Here is a 22,366-nt window from a genome sequence, read left to right as displayed (position 1 = left end):
TGAATCACTATTACAGAAAGAGCGATGTAGAAATAGATGTAAAGAGTGGTAAAAATTAGAGACGGTTATATAAAGAAAATAATAAACTAGAGATTATTATAAAGAGGTTGTCTCAGCGCTTGTTAATATAATAGAAAATCATATAATGAGTGCTATATTAAATATTTATTTACGATATAATAGGGATACCGGATCTTATTAAGGTCTATCACCAATTGATGATTGATCTGAAAGAGATGCCGGAAAATTATTAATAAGGAGAGAAGTCAATGAAAAAATTAGCACTTGCTGCGATCTTAGCAGTATCAACGATGGGCGTTTCTATGGCAGATGTCGATAGCGAACAAGTGATCGATTATCGTCAAGCTGCATTTAAAGTTGCAGGTTGGAATATGGGCATTCTCGGTGGAATGTTAAAAGGTGAGATTGAGTATAATCCAGAAGAGGCAGTTGCAGCAGCTAAGCGTATCAATGAGATGGCAAAAGCAGTTGGTGCGACCTTTGTTGATGGAACTTATGAAGGCTCAAATGCTAGCCCAAAAATTGTTGAAGAGCGCGCAGATTTTGATAAAAAATTAGCAGCATTTATTCAAGAGAGTGATGTGATGGTTGAAGCAGCTGGAGAGAAGAAGACTTTAGCGGCACAAATGGGTAAATTAGGTGGTACCTGTAAATCATGTCACGATAGTTATAAAGTCGATTAATGACTTAATGAGGGCGGTAGAGTTATCGTGAGCAATAGATAGCCTTTTCCCTCAAGTATGATATAAGTTAAGAGCGGTTGAGTGATAATCAACCGCTTCTTTTATGTCTACCCACTTTATAGGAGATCAATAAAGTGATGAAAAAACTTAAGCTTGCAACTCTTTTATCCTTAGGGTTCTTATTTGGTAGTCATACCGTTAATGCGCAGGAGGTTCGTGTCTATAACTGGACAGATTATATCGATCCTGAGCTGATTACTGAATTTACAGATAAGACCGGCATCAAGGTGATTTATGACACTTTCGATAGTAATGAAGTGCTTTTGGCAAAAACATTAACAGGAAACTCAGGTTACGATATTGTGGTACCTTCTGATTACACTTTAATCTATATGGTACAAGCAGATGCAGTTCAGAAGATTGATCGTGATAAACTTAAAAATATCGACAATATCTGGCCCTTTGTGGAAGAGCGGTTAGATGAGCTTCCCGGGGCGATAGAGTATTCAGTTCCCTACATGTGGGGAACAACGGGAATTGCCTACAACGTCAATAAAGTTAAAGAGTTAGTGCCAGACGCACCATTAGATTCAATGGAGCTTCTCTTTAATCCAGAATATGCTTCAAAATTGGCAAGTTGTGGTATCTATATTGTTGACTCCCCGAGTGAGTTTTACCCGATGGTGATGCGCTATTTAGGGCTACCGGCAGAGAGTACATCTGATGAAGATTTGGCTAAAGCGAATGAGGTATTACAAGCTATTCGTCCTTATATCACTAAGTTTCACTCCTCTGAATATATCAATGCGATGGCCAATGGCGATGCTTGCTTATCACTCGGTTGGTCAGGAGATCTCTATCTAGCAAAAGCAAGAGCAAAAGAGGCGAATGCCGGTGTTGAGATTGAGTATTTTATTCCTAAAGAGGGTGGGCTTCTTTGGTTTGATCAGCTTGCAATCTTAAAAGATGCTAAAAATGTTGATGAGGCATACGCTTTTATCGACTATCTTTTAGATGCGAAAGTGAATGCACGCGCGGCAGATTATGTGGAATATGCCACTTCTAATGAGGCGGCCTTTGAGTTTGTTGATCAGGATCTGCTTAACGATCCGACGCTCTATCCTTCAAAGGAGCAATTGGAGCTTCTTAATGTGAAGCAGCCTTACACTCAACGGGAACAGAAAAAATTGATGCGTGATTGGTTAAGAATTAAAGCGCAACGTTAAAAAATAACGCCGGTATGAGTCCGTTATAAGATTTATTATAAGATTCAGATCGATATGAAGATGGAGAAGGGTATCTAGCTGTTTTAGATACTCTTTTTTTATTTTTCTTGCTCCCGGGCTCTTTTATCATCTGTTATCTCTTTTATAAGACTTCATCAGACTTCATCAAACCTCATCGAACTTCATTAACTCCTATTATTTCTCACGATTCCTTGTTGATGAGAGAGATACCAATATTTAATCGGTGTTACAGCCGAACGACAGCTCTTGAGTGGAACTTTTAATGTATAATGTAGTGTTAAGCATTCGATAGGACACCTAGTGAAAACTAGGTGCAAGAGTTCGATAAAGTTAGATAAAAAGTTAGATAAAAATGGAGAGCGGGAGAGTATTAATGTGATCTCGTTACTGCTAAAGTTATCGATAACCTCTATCGATAGAAGATATTGATAAAAGATATTGATAAGCACTGTTTTATAAGAATTGTTTTATTAGATAATTGTAACTTGTTACAACAAGGAAATGATATGAGTAGACAACACCATCCTTTAGTGATTTTAGGATCTGGACCGGCAGGCTATACCTCTGCACTCTATGCTGCACGTGCTAACCTTAAACCTGTGGTGATTACTGGTATGCAGATGGGCGGGCAGTTGACGACCACTACCGATATTGATAATTGGCCAGGTGGCGCTGAGGGGTTAACGGGTCCTCAATTGATGGATCAGATGCGCGAGCATTGTGAGCGCTTTGGTACAGAGATCCTCTTCGATCATATTCAACAGGTTGATCTTTCTCAACGTCCTTTTCTCTTAGAGGGGGATAATGGTAGCTATAGTTGTGATGCATTGATTATCGCAACGGGAGCATCCGCTAAATATTTAGGACTTCCCTCTGAAGCGCAATATCTTGGGCGCGGCGTTTCTGCTTGTGCAACTTGTGATGGCTTTTTCTATCGAGATCAAGAAGTTGTGGTTGTCGGTGGTGGAAATACCGCTGTTGAAGAGGCGCTCTACTTAAGTCAGATTGCGGCAAAAGTTCATCTTGTTCATCGTCGCGATACCTTCCGTGCTGAAAAGATCTTAATTGATCGCCTTTACCGTAATGTCGAAGCGGGGAAAATAGAATTACATCTTGATCAGACCTTAGAAGAGGTTAAGGGTGATGATGCTGGCGTGACGGGAGTCGTTCTAAAATCAACGAAAGATGAATCGACCAAAGAGCTTGCGGTACCGGGGGTCTTTATCGCTATTGGTCATGCGCCTAATACTGAAATCTTTGCAGGGCAACTTGAGATGAGAAATGGTTATATCATTGTTCAATCAGGAATTGATGGTAATGCTACTAGTACCTCTGTTGCTGGTGTTTTTGCTGCTGGGGATGTGATGGATTCAAATTATCGTCAAGCAATTACATCTGCGGGAACGGGCTGTATGGCTGCACTTGATGCGGAGCGTTATCTCGATTCCCTCTAGTTCCCTCTATAGAGAAGAGGGTGGGTAGATCGAATGAGTTTTTAAAGTGCATTAGGTGATTGAGATTATCTTAGTAGATCAAAATATTTTAGGTTGCCGCTCGATTATTTGGAGCGTTACTTATAGCGTTATTTATTATTGAAAAGAACCTATTTAGAAGAACTCATTTGTAAGCATTAACATTTGTAGGCATCAAATTTAGAAGCATTAGAAGCATTAGAAGTATCAACTAATAAGAATAAGGATAGAGATATGAAATTTAATACATTAGAGAGTTTAGATTTAGCGGGTAAACGAGTCTTAGTACGTGAAGATCTTAATGTTCCCATCCATAATGGCGAGATCACCTCTGATGCCCGTTTAGTGGCAGCTCTCCCGACGATTGAAGCAATTTTAGAGAAGGGCGGAGCTGTGATGGTGATGTCACACCTTGGTCGACCAACAGAAGGAGAAGAGAGTGAAGAGTTTTCACTAGCGCCGGCTGCCGTTTGGTTATCTGAGCGCCTTGGTAAGCCGGTGACACTTGTTAAAAACTGGATCAATGGGGTAGAGATTCAACCGGGTGAAGTGAAATTATTGGAAAATGTTCGCTTCCTCAAAGGTGAAAAAGCAAATGATGACGCACTCTCTCAAAAGATGGCCAATCTTTGTGATGTCTATGTGATGGATGCTTTTGCAACTGCTCATCGTAAGGCCGCTTCAACCTATGGTGTGGGAATGCTTGCAAAGGAGAGTGCCGCAGGATTACTCTTAGAGAAGGAGTTAACAGCATTAACGAAAGCGATTAGCCATCCAGAGAGCCCGATGGTAGCGATTGTGGGTGGTGCAAAAGTTTCCACCAAATTAACCGTTTTAAATGCACTCTTAGATAAGGTTGATCAATTGATTACCGGTGGGGGTATTACTAATACGTTGCTTTTAGCGAAAGGCTATAAAGTTGGAAAAAGCTTAGTAGAGAAGGATCTTGTTCCAGAGGCGAAAAAGCTTCTTAAACGTGCAGAAGAAGAGGGGAAAGAGATCCCATTACCTATCGATGTTGTTGTAGGAACGGAGTTCTCTGCAGAAGCAAAAGCAGAGGTAAAAGGCATTGATGAGGTAGGTCCAGATGATATGATTATGGATATTGGCCCCAAAACAAGTGAGCTCTACCAGCAAATTTTAATGAAAGCGAAAACAATCGTCTGGAATGGTCCTGTAGGTGTATTTGAGTTTGAAAACTTTGCCGATGGAACAAAAGCTTTAGGAGAAGCAATTGCGAAGAGCGATGCTTTCTCAATTGCCGGCGGTGGTGATACGGTTGCAGCAATTGAGACGTTTGGGTTGACCGATCAGATCTCCTATATCTCCACTGGTGGGGGTGCTTTCCTTGAGTTGTTAGAAGGGGAAGTCCTACCTGCGATTGAAATGTTAGAAAAGCGAGCAAAATAACAATGAATAATAACGAAATCTTAATTAATATTACGCCAAATGAGACAAGAGCGGCGGTGATCAGTAACGCGATGGTCCAGGAAGTATTAATTGAGCGAGATGAGAAGCGAGGCCTTGTTGGCAATATTTATAAAGGGGTCGTTATTCGTGTTTTGCCAGGTCTTGAAGCCGCTTTTGTCGATATTGGTCTCGATCGTGCTGCCTTTCTTCACGTAAGTGATATTCAGACAAGCTGTAGTGAGTATCAACCAGATGCTTGTGATGATAATAGAGAAGGTGACGGAAATCAGCGCGTTCCAACGAAACGTAATCCTGAAGCGATCGATATCACTAAGTTGCTACATCAAGGTCAAGAGTTGATTGTTCAGGTGATTCGTGACCCCCTTGGGACCAAAGGGGCACGAATTACAACACAGATCTCAATTCCCTCCTGCTATCTTGTCTATTTAGCAGATTCTGATGTGATCGGTGTTTCGGTGCGTATTGAAGATGAGGAGGAGCGTGACCGTCTAAAGAGTATCCTTTTAGGCTATCAACCGGAGATCCCGGGGGCGTATATTGCCAGAACCGCAGCTGAAGGAGCTGATCCTTGGGTCCTGCGCGCAGATATGCAGTTTCTGAATCGTCTTTGGAAAGATGTTAAAGAGCGAATTCCTGCGGCAAAAGTAGGGGAGTTAATCTATGGGAACTTTCCACTAGAGCTCCGTATCTTACGGGATTATATCTCAAAAGATATTCAGCGAGTACGAATCGATTGCATGGAAGGTTATAAGAGCATGATGGATTTTACCACACGCTTTTTGCCGGAGATGACAGAGCGAATTGAGTACTATGTTGGGCCTCGTGCCATTATGGATCTCTTTAATACAGAGCGAGAGATTAATCTCGCCTTAGAGAAGCGAGTCGATCTTAAATCGGGTGGTTATCTGATGATCGAACAGACCGAAGCGATGACAACGATCGATATCAATACCGGTGGTTTTGTCGGGTATCGTAATCTTGAAGAGACGATCTATAAAACAAACTTGGAAGCTGCTCAAGCATTGGCACGACAAGTGCGACTACGTAATCTTGGCGGCATTATCATTATCGACTTTATCGATATGCAGAGTGAAGAGCATCGTCAAGGTGTTTTAGAGGAGCTATCTGAGCATCTCTCCCACGATTATGCCCGTACCTCCATTAGTGAAGTGACCTCACTGGGTCTAGTGCAGATGACGCGTAAGCGAACACGTGAGAGCTTAGTGCAATTACTCTGTGAGCCATGCCCTAAATGTCAGGGCAATGGTTATGTGAAGACGAGCGCTACAGTCTGTTTTGAGATCTTTCGAGAGCTGATCCGAGATGGTAAGCGTTTCCCAAGTCTTAAAGAGTTTCTAGTATTAGCAGCACCGGAGGTGATAGAACGCCTTCTCGATGAAGAGGCGCATAGTGTTGCAGATCTTCAAAATCAGATCGATGCCAATATTCGTCTGCAACCAGAAGAGCTCTATCCCGTTGAGCAGTTTGATATTGTGCCGATGTAACCGTGTGAGAAGATAGGAGGAGAGGCGTGAAGATTGTTTTAGGTGTGAGCGGAAGTATTGCCGCATATAAATCCCCTGACTTAGTTCGTCGCTTGAGAGAGTTAGGGCATGAGGTGCGGGTTGTGATGAGTCGTGGAGGCATCAGTTTTGTGACTCCTTTAACGTTGCAGGCAGTTTCGGGGTATCCTGTTGTCTATGACCTTTTAGATCCAGCTCATGAAGCGGGCATGGGGCATATTGAGTTAGCTCGCTGGGCGGATCTTATCCTTATCGCCCCGGCAAGTGCGAACTTAATCTCAAGATTAGCCGCCGGGTCTGCTGAAGATCTTCTCTCTGCGATCGTTTTAGCCACCGAAAAGCCCATTATGTTAGCGCCGGGAATGAATCGCTTGATGTGGGCGAATCCCTTTGTTCAGCGTAATATTGCAGCTCTTTCAGCTGCCGGAATCGATATTTTAACCCCGGGAAGTGGTGCGCAAGCTTGTGGGGAAGTGGGGTTAGGGAGAATGCCCGAACCTCTAGAAATTCGTGATCATGTCACGGCCTTTTTTCAACGCTCTGCAACTGATGCTGCTTTTGATAGTCGAGCAGAGATCGAGGTGGAGATGGTAGATGGGGCAGATGAGATCGACGATGAGAATAGTGAGCCGCAAGGGGCGCTTATCGGGAAAAGGGTAGTTATCACCGCAGGTCCTACGGTAGAAGAGATCGATCCGGTACGTTACATCAGTAATTACTCTAGTGGGAAGATGGGATATGCACTTGCACAAGTCGCACAACGCTTAGGTGCCGAGGTGACCTTGATTTCAGGACCTGTAGCGATTGCGCCTCCGGCAGGGGTCGAGACGATCGCGATTAAGAGTGCCGAAGAGATGATGCAAGCGGTTGAAAGGGCGTGTCAAGGGGCGGATCTCTTTATTGCCGCTGCCGCTGTGGCCGACTATCGGGTTGCAGATCGCGCTTTAGAGAAGATTAAAAAGAGTGATGATCAGGATGAGTTAATTCTGAAATTGACCAAAAACCCCGATATCTTAGCAACGATAGCTAAAGGGGAGGCACGACCAACACTCTGTATCGGTTTTGCTGCGGAGACCAATAATATTGAAGAGAATGCAAAGTCGAAGTTACGACGAAAAAATGTCGATATGATCTGCCTTAATGATGTTTCTGGTGGAAAGGTCTTTGGCGCCGCCGAGAATGAGATGCTACTCTTTAAGCGCGATGGTTCCGTAACACCGATTGCAAAAGCGGATAAAGCGATTGTTGCTGAGAAGATCTTTGAGGAGATTATCAATCTATTTCCAGCGAAATTTTGGTGTTAAAGGTTGGTGTTAGAGAGTTATTGTCAAAAATTGGCGTTAAAAAGTCTCTGGAGAGGAGTCTGATGAGCATGGATAGTAGGTAATGGAACCGATCAGTGGTGCGATAGGAGGACTGCTTTTATTGGCACTCTCTGCATTTAGTTCGGCGACCATATTGCCGGGAAGTTCCGAAGTGGCACTACTCGGATATCTTCATCTCTATCCCGAATGGCTCACTGCGGCCTTTGTCGTTGCCACAATTTTTAATACTTTGGGAAGTATCTCAATGTATTGGGCCGGGCGCATTATTCCAGAGCGAAAAGAGTCTTCTGCTAAGGTAGATCGTTTAATCGCACGCTTTGGTCTCTTCTCACTCCTATTTTCTAGTCTTCCGCTTATCGGTGATTTTATTCCCATTGCGGCTGGTTGGTTTCGACTCAATTTTTGGTACGCCTCACTCCTTATTTTAGTAGGTAAAGCGGTGCGTTATCTGCTTCTTTTGGGGGCATTTCATACTCTTTTACGGCTCTTTTAGATATTATTCATAGAGAAATTGGGGGAATCACTTGCACTTCTTTCTAACTCAATTACTCTAAGAGAGTTGCCAAAATTTTGATGGAATTGTGCCGTGTTAACCTTCTTCTGGATTCTCCTTCCGATCTTCTCCATTTTTGTTGTGGGTTTTATCTCGCAGAAGATCCTTCATTTCGATATTCCCAATCTCTCTAAGATGTCGATCTATGTTTTATCCCCTTTTTTAGCCTTTAAAACTTTCTACTCTTATCAGATATCGGTCGACTATCTCTACTACTTTGGTTATATCTATCTTCTCTGTTTTGCACTTGTGCTACTGGTCTCTATTGCCGCGAAGATTTTCCACTATGATGAGCAGACACGCTGTGGAATGATATTAGGTTCCTGTTTTATGAATAATGGGAATTATGGAACGCCTGTTGTTTTAGCTTTTTTCGGTGCTGCAGGTTTTGATTTGGCAATCATTATGTTGGTATTACAGCAGGTAGTGATGAATACGGTCGGGACTTATTACGCCGCAAAAGGTTCTTCACGCAAAATTATTGGGAGTTCCGTCCGGCATGCTCTTTATCAAGTTCTAAAGATGCCGACGGCTCATGGAGCGCTTTTAGGGGTGCTTTTTCAATTACTCCATATCCCTCTAAGTGAATCACTCTACCGCTCTATCTCGATGGTAGGTGATGCCTCCATTGTTGTTATTATGGTGATTTTAGGTATGCAGTTGGCCAATATTCGAATCACAAAAATTGCGTATGGAAAACTATCGATCAATTTAACCATTAAGATGCTTCTTTCACCGCTGATCGCCTTCTTTTTAGTAGAGTGGTTGCCGATCGATCACGCCTCAAAACAGATCTTGATCCTACTTGCAGCAATGCCGGCAGCGGCCAATACAACATTATTAGCTGTTCACTTCGATACAAAGCCAGAATTAGTTTCAAGTGCAACGCTAATTAGTACTTTAATGAGTCTTATGACACTACCAATTGTTTTGCTCTTTTTAGGGGTTGAGTTACCTGCATAATAAACCAACACAATAAATCAACACAATAATTAATATAAGCATTAGGGGAGGGAGATATGGGGAGAAGAGGGGCGTTGGGTATGGCGCATATTGCAGCATTACTCTTTGGGCTGACGGGGATTTTTGGGGTACTGATTACCACTAGCGTGGAGATGATCACTTTAGGGCGAGCCGCTTTTGCCGTTTTAGGTTTATGGTTGCTCCTCTTATGGCAAGGGCGATCTCTTGAGTGGCAATTTACTCTTAAAGAGTGGGGGATCCTCCTTCTCTCTGGCATCTTTTTAACGATTCACTGGTTAACTTTTTTTATTGCAGTCAAGATTGGGGGTGTCGCGGTTGCAACTTTAGGATTTGCGACTTTCCCCGCCTTTATTACTCTGATCGATTATCTGCTTTTTAAAGAGCAAGTGACTCTTCGGGAGTGGTGGTTGTTACTTTTGACTACAATCGGGCTCATTTTAGTAACTCCTAGTTTCTCTTTTGCAAGTGATGGAACGATCGGTCTCTTATGGGGGATCTTGTCAGGCTTTGCTTTTGCGCTATTGGTGGTGACGAATAAGCGAGGCACAAAGGGAATCGATGCTGTTCAGATTGCTCTTTGGCAAAATGGTATTGTTGTTCTACTTCTTCTCCCTTTTACTCTCATGCAATTTCAGGAGATGACGCTCTTAAATGGATTCTATCTCGCCTTATTAGGTATTTTTTGTACAGGGGTTTCCCACTATCTATTGGTAAAGAGTTTAGCTGTTTTAGAGGCGCGTATTGCCGGTATGATCATAGCGCTTGAACCTGTTTATGCAATTTTAGCAGCTTGGTGGCTCTTCGGTTCACAGCCGACTTTAGCGATGTTAGCTGGTGCGACTCTCATTATTGGTGCCATTTTTCTAGTCTCTCAAAAGAAGAATTAGCATCAGGATGAGAGAGGCATATGCCTCAAGATTTATATTCATTGATGGTTTCGATTATCAATATACTTTGTCCATTCCCATTCCCATTCCCATTCCCATTCCCATTCCCATTTCCATTTCCATTCCCATTTCCATCTTCGTTTTTATTTTCGTTTTTGTTTTTTTGATGTCTGCTATATTTATATATTATTCTAAGTTGTTGTTTATTAATATTATCTGTATCTTTTATTTATAACTATTATCAACTCCTGTTATAGAGTTTCATTATCACTATTAGTTTCATTGGTTTTGTCTCTGTTTTATTTAATTTTTTTATAACGATATTGTAAATTGTTGATTTGAGTTATCTATTTAATTAGATATTTTGTAGAAATTGTGAAAAACATTAAAATTTAGTGAGGATTTTCCTCTTTTTTGCTATATTGATCAATAAGGTAGCTACTATCAATACGATATAGAGAATAGTCTTCATATTATATTAAATCTGTTGTGTTGATGGAGTGCTTTTGATTCATATTTTGTGTTCTATAGATCACTGTTGATCAGTCACCTCAGGGTATTGCTGATGAAAGAGATATAGAGATGGGAGCAATAAGGGAAAAGTATGAAAAAGAAAATCGAAGAGTATAAAGGTCCAGCAGGTGGTTGGGGTGCATTAAAAGCAGTGACGGAGATTCTTGCAGAGCAAGAGAGAGAAGGCGCAGATGCAAAAGCACTCTTTAAGATGAATAAACATGATGGGTTTGATTGTCCAGGTTGTGCTTGGCCAAATCCAGAGAGAACCCCCATCTTTGATGTTTGTGAAAATGGGGCGAAGGCTGTTGCTTGGGAGGCAACCCGTAAACAGTTAACGCCAGAGATGCTCTCTAAAATGACGGTAACAGAGCTCTCAAAATTGAGTGCCCATGAATTAGAGGATTTAGGTCGTTTAACCTATCCAATGAAGTATGATGCCGCAACTGATACCTATCAGCCGATTGAATGGGATGTGGCATTTAAAGAGATTGGAGAGATCCTCCAAAGTTATGATGATCCCACAACACTAGAGCTCTATACCTCTGGTAGAACCTCAAATGAGGCAGCATTTCTCTATCAGCTCTTTGGGCGTGAATATGGAACGAATAACTATCCCGATTGCTCTAATATGTGTCATGAGCCAACAAGTGTTGGATTAGGCGCTTCGATTGGTGTTGGGAAATCGACAGTTACATTTGATGATTTCGAGAGTGTCGATCTAGTGATCGATATCGGTCATAATCCAGGTACGAATCACCCAAGAATCTTGAGCACTTATCGCGCACTTTCAAAAAGAGGTGCAACTTTGGTTGCTGTAAACCCGCTTAAAGAGCGAGGACTTGAGCGTTTTATCTACCCACAAAATCCGGTAGAGATGTTAACGGATCATGCTACAAAATTGGCATCGCACTACTATAATGTTCGCGTCGGTGGTGATGTGGCATTGATGAAAGGTTTGATGCGTATCGTGATTGAGCGTCATGAGGATGCTGTCGCTAAAGGTGAGCCGGCGATTTTAGATCTCGACTTTATTGAGAATGAAACTGTGGGTTATGATGCGGTTCGTGAAGATGTGCTAAATACTTCTTGGGAAGATATTACGCGGGTTTCGGGATTAACAAAAGAGGCGATCGAGGAGTTTGCGGAGCTCTATATCAAGGCCGAGCGTACGATTATCTGCTACGGCATGGGGATTACACAGCATGAGCATGGGACTCAAAATATCCAGCAGCTCGTCAATCTTCTGCTCTTAAAAGGAAATATGGGGCGTCCCGGCGCTGGTATTTTACCTTTAAGAGGGCACTCAAATGTGCAAGGAGATCGCACAGTCGGTATTACAGAAAAACCGAGTCAAGCGATGCTCGATAAGTTAGAGGCACGTTACGGCTTTACACCCCCTTCAAAGTGGGGGCATGCGGTCGTTGCAAGTGTGGAGGCGATGTACTCAGGGCAATCGAAAGCTTTCATCGGTATGGGTGGGAACTTCGCTGAAGCGATGCCTGATCATGATAAGACCTATCAAGCGATGAAAAATCTTGATCTTGCGGTCCATATCGCAACGAAGATGAATCGATCCCATCTTTTAACCTCTAAAAATACCTATCTATTGCCTGTTTTAGGGCGTACAGAGATCGATATGCAGGAGACAGGTCGTCAAGTCGTAACGATCGAGGATTCGATGAACTTTGTAACAGCCTCTTGCGGTATCCTTAAGCCGATTAGTCCAGATCTTCTCTCAGAGTGTGCGGTGGTTGCCGGTATTGCGAAAGCGGCTATTCCTAACACTAAAGTGAAGTGGGATGAATTAGTGGCAGATTATAGTAAGATTCGTGATGATATTGAGTTTGTCTATCCTGACTTTAAAGATTACAACGAACGTATTAAAGCGCCGGCGGGCTTCCATCTTCAAAACCCCGCATCCATTCGTAAGTGGGTTACTAAGAGTGGTAAAGCTAACTTCTTTAAGACTTCTGACGGTATTATTGAAGATCCCGATTCACTCTTAAATGCAGAGTTAACTTTAACGACCTTAAGAAGTCATGATCAGTACAATACGACTATTTATGGTCTTAATGATCGCTATCGTGGCGTCTTTGGTCAGCGTGATGTTCTCTTTATTAGTGAGGCAGAGGCGCAGAAGCAGGGTGTGAAAGCGGATGATCGAGTTAATATTATTGCGCTTGATCGAGATAAAAAACCAACGGAGCGCCGTTTAGATAATCTGCGTGTGGTGATCTATGATATTGCCGATCGTTCAGTGGCAACCTATTTCCCTGAGGCGAATAACTTGGTCGCTTTAGAAAGTATGGATCAGCAGTCAGGTATACCGGTTTATAAAAATATTCCGATAGTGATTGAGTTAGCGAGTAGTTAATTAATATTTATAGTTCAATATTTATAACTCAATATTTGTAACTCAATATTTGTAACTGAGTGGACAACTACTGACTAAGTCAATTGATCTAGTCATTGATAGAGGCGATCTTTAGAGATCGTCTCTTATTTTTTGCCTCTCTCTTTATCTTTTTTTATCTCAAAGTGAAAGGCCTTTAAAAATTTTTATAAACTATGGTGCCTCTCGTTTCGTTATAATATAAACTACTATTTTAACCGGTGCTTTAAGGAGCAATTTGATGGAAAAGATCATCGTATTAGATTATGGCAGTCAATATAATCAACTCATTACTCGACGCATTCGTGATATTGGGGTCTTTTCGGAGTTGATTTCGCATAAGATCTCAGCAAAAGAGCTCAAAGAGATGGCGCCGGCAGGAATTATCCTCTCAGGAGGCCCTAATAGCGTTTATGCAGACAATGCATTTTCAATCGATCCTGAGATCTTTCACCTCGGTATCCCTGTATTGGGCATCTGCTATGGGATGCAGTTGATGACCCATACTTTAGGGGGTAAGGTAGAGAAGGCGGCTAATCGTGAATATGGTTTAGCCTATCTTCATGTCGATCTTAAAGAGACAATGCTCTTTGATGGCTTGCCGGAGACACAATCTGTCTGGATGAGCCATGGAGATCTTGTTACAGAAGTACCAAAAGGATTTACTGTCACCGCTGAGAGTAGCGATTGTCCTATTGCGGCAATGGAGTATCCTGAAAAGCGCCTCTACGGCGTACAATTTCATCCTGAAGTGAAACACTCCGTTTTTGGAACAGATCTATTAAGAAACTTTGCCTATGATATTTGTGGCTGTTCTGATCGCTGGCATATGGATTACTTTATCGAGCAAGAGATCAGAAAGGTTCGGGAATTAGTTGGTGATAAAAAGGTTCTCTTAGCGCTTTCAGGGGGTGTTGACTCAAGTGTTGTCGGTGTTCTTCTACAGCGCGCGATTGGAGATCAATTAACCTGTATCTTTGTTGATCATGGACTTCTTCGTAAAGGGGAAGGAGATCAGGTGATGGAGAGTCTTGGTGGTAAGTTTGGACTCAATATTATCCGTGTTGATGCTAAAGATCGCTTCCTTGAGAAGTTAAAAGGGGTCTCAGATCCTGAAGAGAAGCGGAAGATTATTGGTAATGAGTTTATCTATCTCTTCGATGATGAGGCGAAAAAGCTACAAGATATCGATTTCCTGGCACAGGGAACACTCTATACCGATATTATTGAGAGTGGTACCGATACGGCAGAAACAATTAAATCGCATCACAATGTCGGCGGATTGCCAGAAGATATGAAGTTCCAATTGATCGAACCTTTAAAGACACTCTTTAAGGATGAGGTGCGAGCTTTAGGATTGGAGTTGGGAATGCCTCATGAGCTTGTTTGGCGCCAACCTTTCCCCGGTCCTGGTTTAGGGATTCGTATCTTAGGTGAGATCACTGAAGAGAAATTAGAGATCGTTCGTGAAAGCGATGCGATTTTACGAGAAGAGATTAAGCTTGCCGGCCTTGAAGGGGATATTTGGCAATACTTTACGGTGCTTACAGGATTAAAGAGTGTCGGCGTGATGGGCGATTCTCGAACTTATGACTATACGATTGCTATCCGTGCGATTACCTCAATTGATGGGATGACGGCAGACTTTGCGCGAATTCCATGGGATGTTTTGCAGAAGATCTCTGTACGCATGGTCAATGAGGTGAAGCATATTAATCGGGTTGTTTACGATATTACCAGTAAGCCACCTGCAACTGTCGAGTGGGAGTAGAATGATGGATGATGAAGAGTAGTCAACAATAGATAAAAAATAGATAAAACAGGATATTATGAACCTGTTTATAAGATAAAAAGAGAGGAAGTGATCATTCACTTCCTCTTTTTGTGTTGCTTGAATATGTACCAATTTAAATCTGTACAGATTTAATATTGGGTTTTAATGATTATTTTTGCTCTTCCATAGAGGATTCCCAACACTCAGCACCTTTTAGCCCGGGAATATCTTCTGCGCGGAATGTGGGGTTTTTCTTCTCTTTTAATTGACGGTAATAATCATTAGCGACTTGGAATGCAACTTTGCCGAGAATGGAGATCACCACAAGGTTAATAATGGTCATAGCGCCCATAAAGAGATCTGCTAAGCTCCAGACAACGCCCATGCTCATCACAGCACCAAACATCACCATCGCTAATACTAAGAGACGATAGAAGAGTAGAGCTGTGGAACTATTTTTGATAAATTCAATATTGGTCTCTCCATAGTAGTAATTACCAATAATAGAACTAAAGGCAAAGAAGAGAATTGCGAGAGCGACAAAGTATTGTGCCCAATCACCAACCTGTTGCGCGAGGGAGTTTTGTGTTAATACGACACCATTTCCCCCATTTTCGCCAATATAGAGGCCCGAGAGGAGGATAATAAAGGCAGTAGCGGAACAGACAACAATGGTATCGAAGAAGACGCCAAGGCTCTGTACTAATCCCTGTTTTGCAGGGTGGGAGACATTTGCGGTTGCTGCTGCATTAGGAACAGATCCCATTCCTGCTTCATTTGAGAAGAGTCCGCGACGAGCCCCTTGCATAATCGCAACGCCTAAACCACCCCCAGCAAACTCTTTGAGTCCAAAGGCGCTATTGATGATTAACATAAACATCTCTGGCACTTGATCAATATTGGTAGCTACAACATAGAGGGCAATTCCTACATAAAAGAGCGCCATAATCGGCACGCAGATCTGTGTAAAATGGACAACGCGGCGAATCCCACCAAAGATAATTGCGCCGGTAGCGATCACTAAAAGTGCGCCAATGGCAATAGTATCGATACCAAAAACGGCACTAAATGATTGTGCAATAGTATTTGATTGGACAGAGTTAAAGATAAAGCCAAAAGTAACGGTTAGAAGAATAGCGAAGATAATCCCTAGCTTTTCCCAACCTAGCGCTTTCTTCATGTAATATGCCGGTCCTCCACGAAAGTTATCACCATCTTTAACTTTATAGACCTGTGCTAAGGTGGATTCGATAAACGCAGTAGACATGCCGATAAGCGCAATGATCCACATCCAGAAGACGGCGCCCGGTCCACCGATGGCAATTGCTAAAGCAACGCCGGCAATATTGCCTGTTCCAACGCGACTTGCCGCACTGATTGTGAAGGCTTGGAATGCAGAAACGCCATTATTTCCAGGATTCTTTTCCACCGTTAATCGAAACATCTCTTTAAAGAGGCGAATCTGGATAAAGCGGGTTTTGATGGTGAAGTAGATCCCAAGGATCAGAAGAAAGGCGACTAAAACATAGGACCAGATAAAATCATTTAATGGACCGATTAGCCAGTTAATAAAGCTCATGGTTCCTCCTTACGCTTTATATATTGATGGCAAAAAGACTCTCTAGAATATTATTTTTAGGATGATGAGTCTAGAAAAAATTGCGCTTCAAAGGGAGTGGTGAATTGATCTTAACGTTAAGTCAATCTTATTTTAATTCTGTTTAAATTCTATTTAATCCTTATTTAAGCCTATTTAAGCCCTATTTGAGCAGGGGTTAAATATTCTTTAAAGAGTATTTAAAGAGATTTTAGAGTAGATGATCCATAAAAAAAGAGCAACCTTAATCGGTTACTCTTCTCTTTTATGCTCGGCTAATCACGACTTCAATAGAACACTCAATATAGAGTGATCGATAGATGAGTGATGATTAGAGTGCTTTAATCTTCTCTAATTGTGCTTTGAGCTCTTGTAATTGATTTTCGGCATCGAGTAATTTAGCGCGCTCCCCTTCGACAACAGCAACAGGTGCTTTCTCTGTAAAGCCAGGGTTGGCTAATTTCTTGCTCAGCGCCGTGATTAAGGGCTCAATTTTGCCAATCTCTCTATTGAGGCGATTGAGCTCTTGCTCTTTATCAATTAATCCAGCAAGTGGAATCAGCAGGCGCATTTTTCCAATGACGGCAATTGCTGATTCTGGTGCATCACCCTCTACCTGCGTCATACTAGAGAGGCGTCCCATTCGCTCAAAGAAGGGCATATTTTTCTTAATATTTGCAATATCTTGTTCAGAGGCATTCTCATAGAGAACATCTAATGCTTTGCTTGGAGAGATATTCATCTCACCTCGAATTCGGCGAACCGCTAAGAGAACATTTTGTAACCACTCAATCTCTGCTTCAAGCTTAAGATCTCGCTCTTTGGCCTCTGGGAATGGCATCACGGAGATGCTCACTTTCTCTTTGAAGCTCGGCTCAATCTCTGTCAACTTCTGCCAAATCTCTTCACTAATATAGGGCATAAAGGGATGAAGCGTCTTGAGAAGCGCATCTAATACCGAGAGTAGGTTATAGCGAGTTGCTGCTTTCTCTTCATTGCTGTAGTGATCACCATTGAGAATTGGTTTTGTCAATTCAAGGTACCAGTCACAGAACTCATGCCATGTAAAATCGTAGATCGCTTGTGTTGCCAAATCGAAACGATATCCTTCAATATGGCGTTTTACCTCACTAATCATCGCGCTTAAGCGAGAGTTGATCCAGCGGTCGATATGGGAGAGTTTACTCTCATCTTTGCGGACCTCTTCACCTTCTGCATTCATAAAGACGAAGCGAGAAGCATTCCAGATCTTATTACAGAAGTTTGAATATCCTTCAATACGGCCAACATCAAAGATGATATCGCGACCATTGGTTGCAAGTGAGGTAAAGGTGAAGCGAAGCGCATCGGTCCCAAAGGCTTTAATACCATTGGGGAAGTGGCGACGAGTATCTTCTTCAATTCTTGGAGCCATCTGTGGTTGCATAAGGCCTGTTGTGCGTTTAGCAACCAGGGATTCAAGATCAATACCATCAATTAAGTCGATCGGATCAAGAACATTTCCGCGTGACTTACTCATCTTTTGACCATCTTGGTCACGGACTAAACCATGGAAGTAGACCTCTTTAAAAGGAATCTCTTTCATAAAGTGGAGCCCAAACATAATCATTCGAGCAACCCAGAAGAAGATAATATCAAAACCCGTTACAAGAACAGAAGTAGGGTAGAAGGTTTTGAGCTCTTCAGTCTGATCGGGCCATCCTAATGTAGAGAAGGGCCAGAGTGCAGAGGAGAACCAAGTATCTAATACATCTTCATCTTGGCGTAGTTGAACCGACTGATCGAGTTGATACTCTTCACGGATAGTCGCTTCATCTTTGCCCACATAGATATTACCGGCATCATCATACCAAGCAGGGATACGATGCCCCCACCAGAGTTGACGCGAGATACACCAATCTTGAATATTATTCATCCATTCAAAGTAGGTGTTTTCCCAGTTTTGAGGAATAAATTTAATATCCTTATTTTTAACAGCTTCAATGGCAGGTTTTGCTAATGTTTTTGCATCGACAAACCATTGGTCAGTTAGGTAGGGCTCAACAATCTGATTGGTACGATCACAGCGAGGGATCATCAGCTTATGGGGTTCAATTTTTTCTAAGAGTCCTGCCTCTTCAAAATCAGCAATAATCTTTTTACGAGCATCGAAGCGATCTAACCCGCGATAAGCTTTCGGCATCTCATCATTAATTGCTGCATCATCGGTGAAGATATTGATCATCGGTAATTGATGACGAACCCCCATCTCATAGTCATTAAAGTCGTGTGCCGGGGTAATCTTGACACACCCTGTACCAAATTCAGGATCGACATAATCATCGGCAATAATCGGAATTTGACGATCACAGAAGGGGAGATCGATCATTTTACCGATATATTTTGCATAACGCTCATCTTCAGGATGAACAGCAACAGCGCTATCGCCTAACATCGTCTCAGGGCGAGTGGTTGCAACAACGATATATTCATCAGTGCCGGCAATAGGGTAGCGAAGATGCCACATTGAGCTCTCTTCTTCTTTCGATTCCACCTCGATATCAGAAACGGCCGTTTTGAGGATAGGATCCCAGTTGACAAGACGCTTACCGCGATAGATCAATCCCTCTTTATAGAGCTCAATAAAGACCTTCTGTACCGCATCAGAGAGCCCTTTATCCATAGTAAAACGCTCACGGCTCCAATCAGGGCTTGCTCCCATGCGGCGAAGCTGTTGGGTGATATTGCCGCCTGATTCCTCTTTCCATTGCCAGATCTTCTCAATAAAAGCATCACGACCAAGATCGTGGCGTGTTTGTCCTTTACCATTTAATTGGCGTTCAACCACCATTTGAGTAGCGATTCCGGCATGATCCGTTCCCGGCTGCCAAAGGGTATTTTTGCCAAGCATCCGGTTATAACGGATTAGAAGATCCATGATCGTATCTTGGAATGCATGCCCCATATGGAGGCTGCCGGTAATATTCGGTGGGGGAATGACAATACAGTAGGGATCTTTTGTCTGATCGCCATTTGCTTTAAAGAGGTTGTTCTCTTCCCAAAATTGGTACCATTTTTTTTCAATCTGTTCTGGTTGATAGCTCTGTTTCATCTACTGTTTCCAAAGTTTTTTAAAGTTTTCTAAAGAGGTTGATAAGCGTATAAAATTACTCAAAATTATAGCATTAACTTCACCTATAGTCGCCTCTAACTGAGGGAATACCTTTTCTTTAAAGCAAAAAAAACTAGCTCGAAAGCTAGTTTTTTGCTGAGACCGGTTAATACTGGATTATTTTAAGCGGGCTTCAGTGTATAGAACGTGTTTACGAACTACTGGATCGTACTTTTTGAACTCTAACTTTTCAGTTGTAGTACGTTTGTTTTTTGTGGTCGTATAGAAATGACCGGTACCTGCTGAAGATACTAATTTAACTTTTTCTCTCATGACCTACTCCTTAGATTTTTTCGCCTTTAGCGCGAAGGTCTGCTAATACTGCGTCAATCCCTTTTTTGTCGATGGTACGAAGACCAGCTGGAGAGATACGAAGAGATACAAAGCGATTCTCGCTCTCAACCCAAAGGCGATGTACCTGAAGGTTAGGGAGGAAACGACGACGTGTTTTATTGTTTGCGTGGGAAACGTTATTACCAGACATTGGCCCTTTCCCAGTTACTTGACATACTTTGCTCATGCTTAATAACCTTGATCTTAATTGTAATATTAACCCCGGCCGCCAGCTAGAAAAACTTTGTGCGGACTGAACCCACGAATTATAGAGGAAAGCGGAGCCAATTGCAATAATTGGAGTGATCTTTCACTCATAGAAATATCGGGATTAAAGTAAATTGTGTGCCTTTTTGGCTAACAAGTCGGAAATTATACCACTTTTTTGTAAGAATTCTAGATGTTGACGGTAAGTTTGCATTCCACTTTCACGCCCCGTCTCGATATTACTAGTGATTTGCGCTAATTTATTTTCTCGAATAAGGTGTGATATCGCGGAATTGACCACCATAACTTCATAAAGTGCAAAGATATTTTGCTCAATATTGATCAATTGTTGTGCAATGACGGCGAGGAGTGTCTCCGATAGTTGAATACGGACCATCTCCCGCTCCGATTCTTGATAGTAACTTAAGAGGCGATCGATCGCTTTCGGCGCGCTATTGGTGTGAAGTGTCGAGAGGACAAGATGCCCCGTTTCTGCTGCCTGTAGTGCTAGATGAACGGAGGATTTATCTCGTAACTCTCCGATGAGAATAATATCGGGATCTGCTCGCAGTGCATTTTTTAAAGCATTCTCAAAATTAGGGGTATGACGATGTAACTCTCGTTGCTCAATGAGTGATTTTTTAGGGTAATAGAGTTGTTCAATAGGATCTTCGATAGTGATAATATGCCTCTTCATCGATCGATTCACCGCTTCAATCATCGCTGCTAACGTCGTTGATTTGCCCGAACCTGTTGCGCCAGTAATAAGAATTAAACCACTCTTTTGTTGCAGGAGCTGCTTACAGATAGGTGGGGCATAGATCTCTTGAAGCGTTCGAATTTTATCGGGAATTAAGCGAAAGATAGCAGTTAATCCACCAAGATTTTGAAAGTAGTGTCCTCTGAGGCGGTAAGGAGAGCTTCTATCCCTTCTATTTTTATCACTCTTTTGGTAATTACTCTTCTTGTTATCGCTCTTTTTGTCAGGATAAAAGGTATAAGCAAAATCGATAGCACCGGTGCGTTGTAGTATCTCTTTCTCTCTCTCTGATAGGATCATGAGAAGCGCCGAAGTTAAGGCCTCTTTAGAGATCTTCTTCTCCGTTAAAGGGAGGAGCTTTCCCCCTTTCCGAAGGTAAGCAGGGCGATTAGCAGAGAGATGTAGGTCGGAAGCTTCTTGCTGAAATGCAGTAATAATCAAGTTTTTGAGCATTAATAAACCCCCTCAAAAGATTCAGATAACGCTGATATTGAGGGGGTAAAGATAGCGATTCCTCACACACTTTGGGAATGCTTAATAGAGCCTTTGCTAGCATGTTCATGCTATTGTTGGGCTATCGATGAACTACTGATAAATAGTGAAGCAGTATTTAGAAATAGTATTCAATAGCAAAAATAAAATAGTCGCTAGACATTTTGAGAGTTTCTTAACCTGCTAAGTTGTTAAGTTTTTAAAAAGCTCTACTTTAACTGCGCTTTCATTTTACCAATAATATCTTGATAGCTCGTACCGCTATTAAAGATTGCACTGCCGGCAACAAAGGTATCTGCACCTGCTTCTGAGATCTCTTTAATATTATGCAAGTTGACGCCTCCATCAACTTCAAGCCGGATATCGAGGCCTTTATCATCAATAATTGCGCGTAATGTTCTTAATTTTTCTAAGCTTGAAGGAATAAACTTCTGCCCCCCAAACCCAGGGTTAACGCTCATCACTAACACCATATCGAGATACTCCCAAACATGATCGAGCAGTGAAATCGGGGTAGCTGGATTAAGGACTAAGCCTGCTTTGCAGCCCAATGATTTGATAAGTTGCAGTGAGCGATCGACATGTAGAGATGCTTCGGGATGGAAGGTGATATAGGTTGCGCCCGCTTTTGCAAATGCCTCAATCATGCGATCAACAGGGGAGACCATTAGATGAACGTCAATAGGAGCAGTGACGCCATAGTCTCGAAGAGCCTGACAGATCATCGGCCCGAAAGTTAAATTTTCGACATAATGATTATCCATCACATCGAAATGGATGATATCAGCGCCCGCAGCTAAAACAGCATCGACCTCTTCGCCTAATTTAGCAAAGTTGGCGGAGAGGATAGAGGGGGCGATCCAGTTAGGTTGTTTCATAAAGTATGCCTCTGAGCAATAGGGGATAGATATTGGTTGGATAGGTGTTTTTTAAACAGCTACTTGTTAGAGAGGTATAGCGATCGAAATAGAATCGATCTTTCATACGTCCCATTTTATGGGAAGAGATAGAAAGAGGA

17 protein-coding genes are annotated in these 22,366 nt (G+C 42.2%); 11 read left to right on the top strand and 6 right to left on the bottom strand.

Annotated elements, in window-relative coordinates; all coding sequences use genetic code 11:
* The first annotated feature begins 269 nt into the window (after positions 1-269).
* The 11 genes from DC082_RS04240 (at position 270) to guaA (ending at position 14,805) form a co-directional block, all read left to right on the top strand.
* Complete coding sequence (locus DC082_RS04240) at positions 270-704, top strand: c-type cytochrome (RefSeq protein ID WP_109235888.1); 435 nt, start codon at positions 270-272, stop codon at positions 702-704.
* Between the two features lie 137 nt (positions 705-841).
* Complete coding sequence (locus tag DC082_RS04235) at positions 842-1,930, top strand: polyamine ABC transporter substrate-binding protein (protein WP_189363302.1); 1,089 nt, start codon at positions 842-844, stop codon at positions 1,928-1,930.
* Positions 1,931-2,457: 527 nt separating this feature from the next.
* Entirely contained in the window at positions 2,458-3,405 is a 948-nt protein-coding gene (gene trxB / locus DC082_RS04230; RefSeq protein WP_109235886.1) for a thioredoxin-disulfide reductase, read from the top strand.
* 252 nt (positions 3,406-3,657) lie between these two features.
* Positions 3,658-4,833: a phosphoglycerate kinase gene (locus DC082_RS04225; protein WP_109235885.1), complete on the top strand. Its 1,176-nt coding sequence runs from the start codon at positions 3,658-3,660 to the stop codon at positions 4,831-4,833.
* Between the two features lie 2 nt (positions 4,834-4,835).
* Positions 4,836-6,359, top strand: coding sequence for a ribonuclease G (gene rng, locus DC082_RS04220; protein WP_094566906.1), 1,524 nt, complete (start codon positions 4,836-4,838; stop codon positions 6,357-6,359).
* A gap of 26 nt (positions 6,360-6,385) precedes the next feature.
* The gene (coaBC, locus tag DC082_RS04215; RefSeq protein WP_109235884.1) at positions 6,386-7,681 is read left to right on the top strand and encodes a bifunctional phosphopantothenoylcysteine decarboxylase/phosphopantothenate--cysteine ligase CoaBC; all 1,296 of its coding nucleotides are present in this window, start codon (positions 6,386-6,388) and stop codon (positions 7,679-7,681) included.
* Positions 7,682-7,763: 82 nt separating this feature from the next.
* Complete coding sequence (locus DC082_RS04210; RefSeq protein WP_109235883.1) at positions 7,764-8,195, top strand: YqaA family protein; 432 nt, start codon at positions 7,764-7,766, stop codon at positions 8,193-8,195.
* 93 nt (positions 8,196-8,288) lie between these two features.
* Positions 8,289-9,218, top strand: a complete 930-nt coding sequence (locus DC082_RS04205; protein WP_109235882.1) for an AEC family transporter — start codon at positions 8,289-8,291, stop codon at positions 9,216-9,218.
* A gap of 56 nt (positions 9,219-9,274) precedes the next feature.
* A complete protein-coding gene (locus DC082_RS04200) occupies positions 9,275-10,126 on the top strand; it encodes a DMT family transporter (protein ID WP_109235881.1) in 852 nt (283 codons plus the stop codon).
* Between the two features lie 604 nt (positions 10,127-10,730).
* The gene (locus tag DC082_RS04195) at positions 10,731-13,016 is read left to right on the top strand and encodes an FdhF/YdeP family oxidoreductase (RefSeq protein ID WP_109235880.1); all 2,286 of its coding nucleotides are present in this window, start codon (positions 10,731-10,733) and stop codon (positions 13,014-13,016) included.
* Positions 13,017-13,275: 259 nt separating this feature from the next.
* On the top strand, positions 13,276-14,805 hold the full coding sequence (gene guaA / locus DC082_RS04190) for a glutamine-hydrolyzing GMP synthase (protein ID WP_109235879.1): 1,530 nt from the start codon (positions 13,276-13,278) through the stop codon (positions 14,803-14,805).
* Positions 14,806-14,977: 172 nt separating this feature from the next.
* Here guaA and DC082_RS04185 read toward each other — a convergent pair whose 3' ends face one another.
* From DC082_RS04185 to rpe, 6 genes are all read right to left on the bottom strand, one after another.
* Positions 14,978-16,387 carry an alanine/glycine:cation symporter family protein gene (locus tag DC082_RS04185; protein WP_109235878.1) on the bottom strand — a complete coding sequence of 470 codons (1,410 nt, stop codon included), beginning with the start codon at positions 16,385-16,387 and terminating at the stop codon, positions 14,978-14,980.
* 349 nt (positions 16,388-16,736) lie between these two features.
* A complete protein-coding gene (locus DC082_RS04180) occupies positions 16,737-19,496 on the bottom strand; it encodes a valine--tRNA ligase (protein WP_109235877.1) in 2,760 nt (919 codons plus the stop codon).
* A 177-nt stretch (positions 19,497-19,673) separates the two neighbouring features.
* Entirely contained in the window at positions 19,674-19,829 is a 156-nt protein-coding gene (gene rpmG / locus DC082_RS04175; protein WP_026879695.1) for a 50S ribosomal protein L33, read from the bottom strand.
* A gap of 10 nt (positions 19,830-19,839) precedes the next feature.
* A complete protein-coding gene (gene rpmB / locus DC082_RS04170; protein WP_094566915.1) occupies positions 19,840-20,076 on the bottom strand; it encodes a 50S ribosomal protein L28 in 237 nt (78 codons plus the stop codon).
* 144 nt (positions 20,077-20,220) lie between these two features.
* On the bottom strand, positions 20,221-21,309 hold the full coding sequence (locus tag DC082_RS04165; RefSeq protein WP_109235876.1) for a type IV pilus twitching motility protein PilT: 1,089 nt from the start codon (positions 21,307-21,309) through the stop codon (positions 20,221-20,223).
* Positions 21,310-21,557: 248 nt separating this feature from the next.
* A complete protein-coding gene (gene rpe / locus DC082_RS04160; RefSeq protein ID WP_109235875.1) occupies positions 21,558-22,226 on the bottom strand; it encodes a ribulose-phosphate 3-epimerase in 669 nt (222 codons plus the stop codon).
* Between the last annotated feature and the right edge of the window lie 140 nt (positions 22,227-22,366).

This window comes from Ignatzschineria indica (genome assembly GCF_003121925.1).
GTDB lineage: Bacteria > Pseudomonadota > Gammaproteobacteria > Cardiobacteriales > Wohlfahrtiimonadaceae > Ignatzschineria > Ignatzschineria indica.
This window is presented reverse-complemented; position numbering and strand designations above follow the sequence as displayed.

What these genes read in the sequence shown, in the direction of transcription:
- DC082_RS04165 (WP_109235876.1), bottom strand. Translation starts at nt 21,309, where the DNA reads ATGCTCAAAAACTTGATTATTACTGCATTTCAGCAAGAAGCTTCCGAC.
- DC082_RS04240 (WP_109235888.1), top strand. Translation starts at nt 270, where the DNA reads ATGAAAAAATTAGCACTTGCTGCGATCTTAGCAGTATCAACGATGGGC.
- DC082_RS04225 (WP_109235885.1), top strand. Translation starts at nt 3,658, where the DNA reads ATGAAATTTAATACATTAGAGAGTTTAGATTTAGCGGGTAAACGAGTC.
- DC082_RS04195 (WP_109235880.1), top strand. Translation starts at nt 10,731, where the DNA reads ATGAAAAAGAAAATCGAAGAGTATAAAGGTCCAGCAGGTGGTTGGGGT.
- DC082_RS04185 (WP_109235878.1), bottom strand. Translation starts at nt 16,387, where the DNA reads ATGAGCTTTATTAACTGGCTAATCGGTCCATTAAATGATTTTATCTGG.
- rng (WP_094566906.1), top strand. Translation starts at nt 4,836, where the DNA reads ATGAATAATAACGAAATCTTAATTAATATTACGCCAAATGAGACAAGA.
- DC082_RS04210 (WP_109235883.1), top strand. Translation starts at nt 7,764, where the DNA reads ATGGAACCGATCAGTGGTGCGATAGGAGGACTGCTTTTATTGGCACTC.
- rpe (WP_109235875.1), bottom strand. Translation starts at nt 22,226, where the DNA reads ATGAAACAACCTAACTGGATCGCCCCCTCTATCCTCTCCGCCAACTTT.
- DC082_RS04235 (WP_189363302.1), top strand. Translation starts at nt 842, where the DNA reads ATGAAAAAACTTAAGCTTGCAACTCTTTTATCCTTAGGGTTCTTATTT.
- DC082_RS04180 (WP_109235877.1), bottom strand. Translation starts at nt 19,496, where the DNA reads ATGAAACAGAGCTATCAACCAGAACAGATTGAAAAAAAATGGTACCAA.
- guaA (WP_109235879.1), top strand. Translation starts at nt 13,276, where the DNA reads ATGGAAAAGATCATCGTATTAGATTATGGCAGTCAATATAATCAACTC.
- DC082_RS04200 (WP_109235881.1), top strand. Translation starts at nt 9,275, where the DNA reads ATGGGGAGAAGAGGGGCGTTGGGTATGGCGCATATTGCAGCATTACTC.
- trxB (WP_109235886.1), top strand. Translation starts at nt 2,458, where the DNA reads ATGAGTAGACAACACCATCCTTTAGTGATTTTAGGATCTGGACCGGCA.
- rpmG (WP_026879695.1), bottom strand. Translation starts at nt 19,829, where the DNA reads ATGAGAGAAAAAGTTAAATTAGTATCTTCAGCAGGTACCGGTCATTTC.
- rpmB (WP_094566915.1), bottom strand. Translation starts at nt 20,076, where the DNA reads ATGAGCAAAGTATGTCAAGTAACTGGGAAAGGGCCAATGTCTGGTAAT.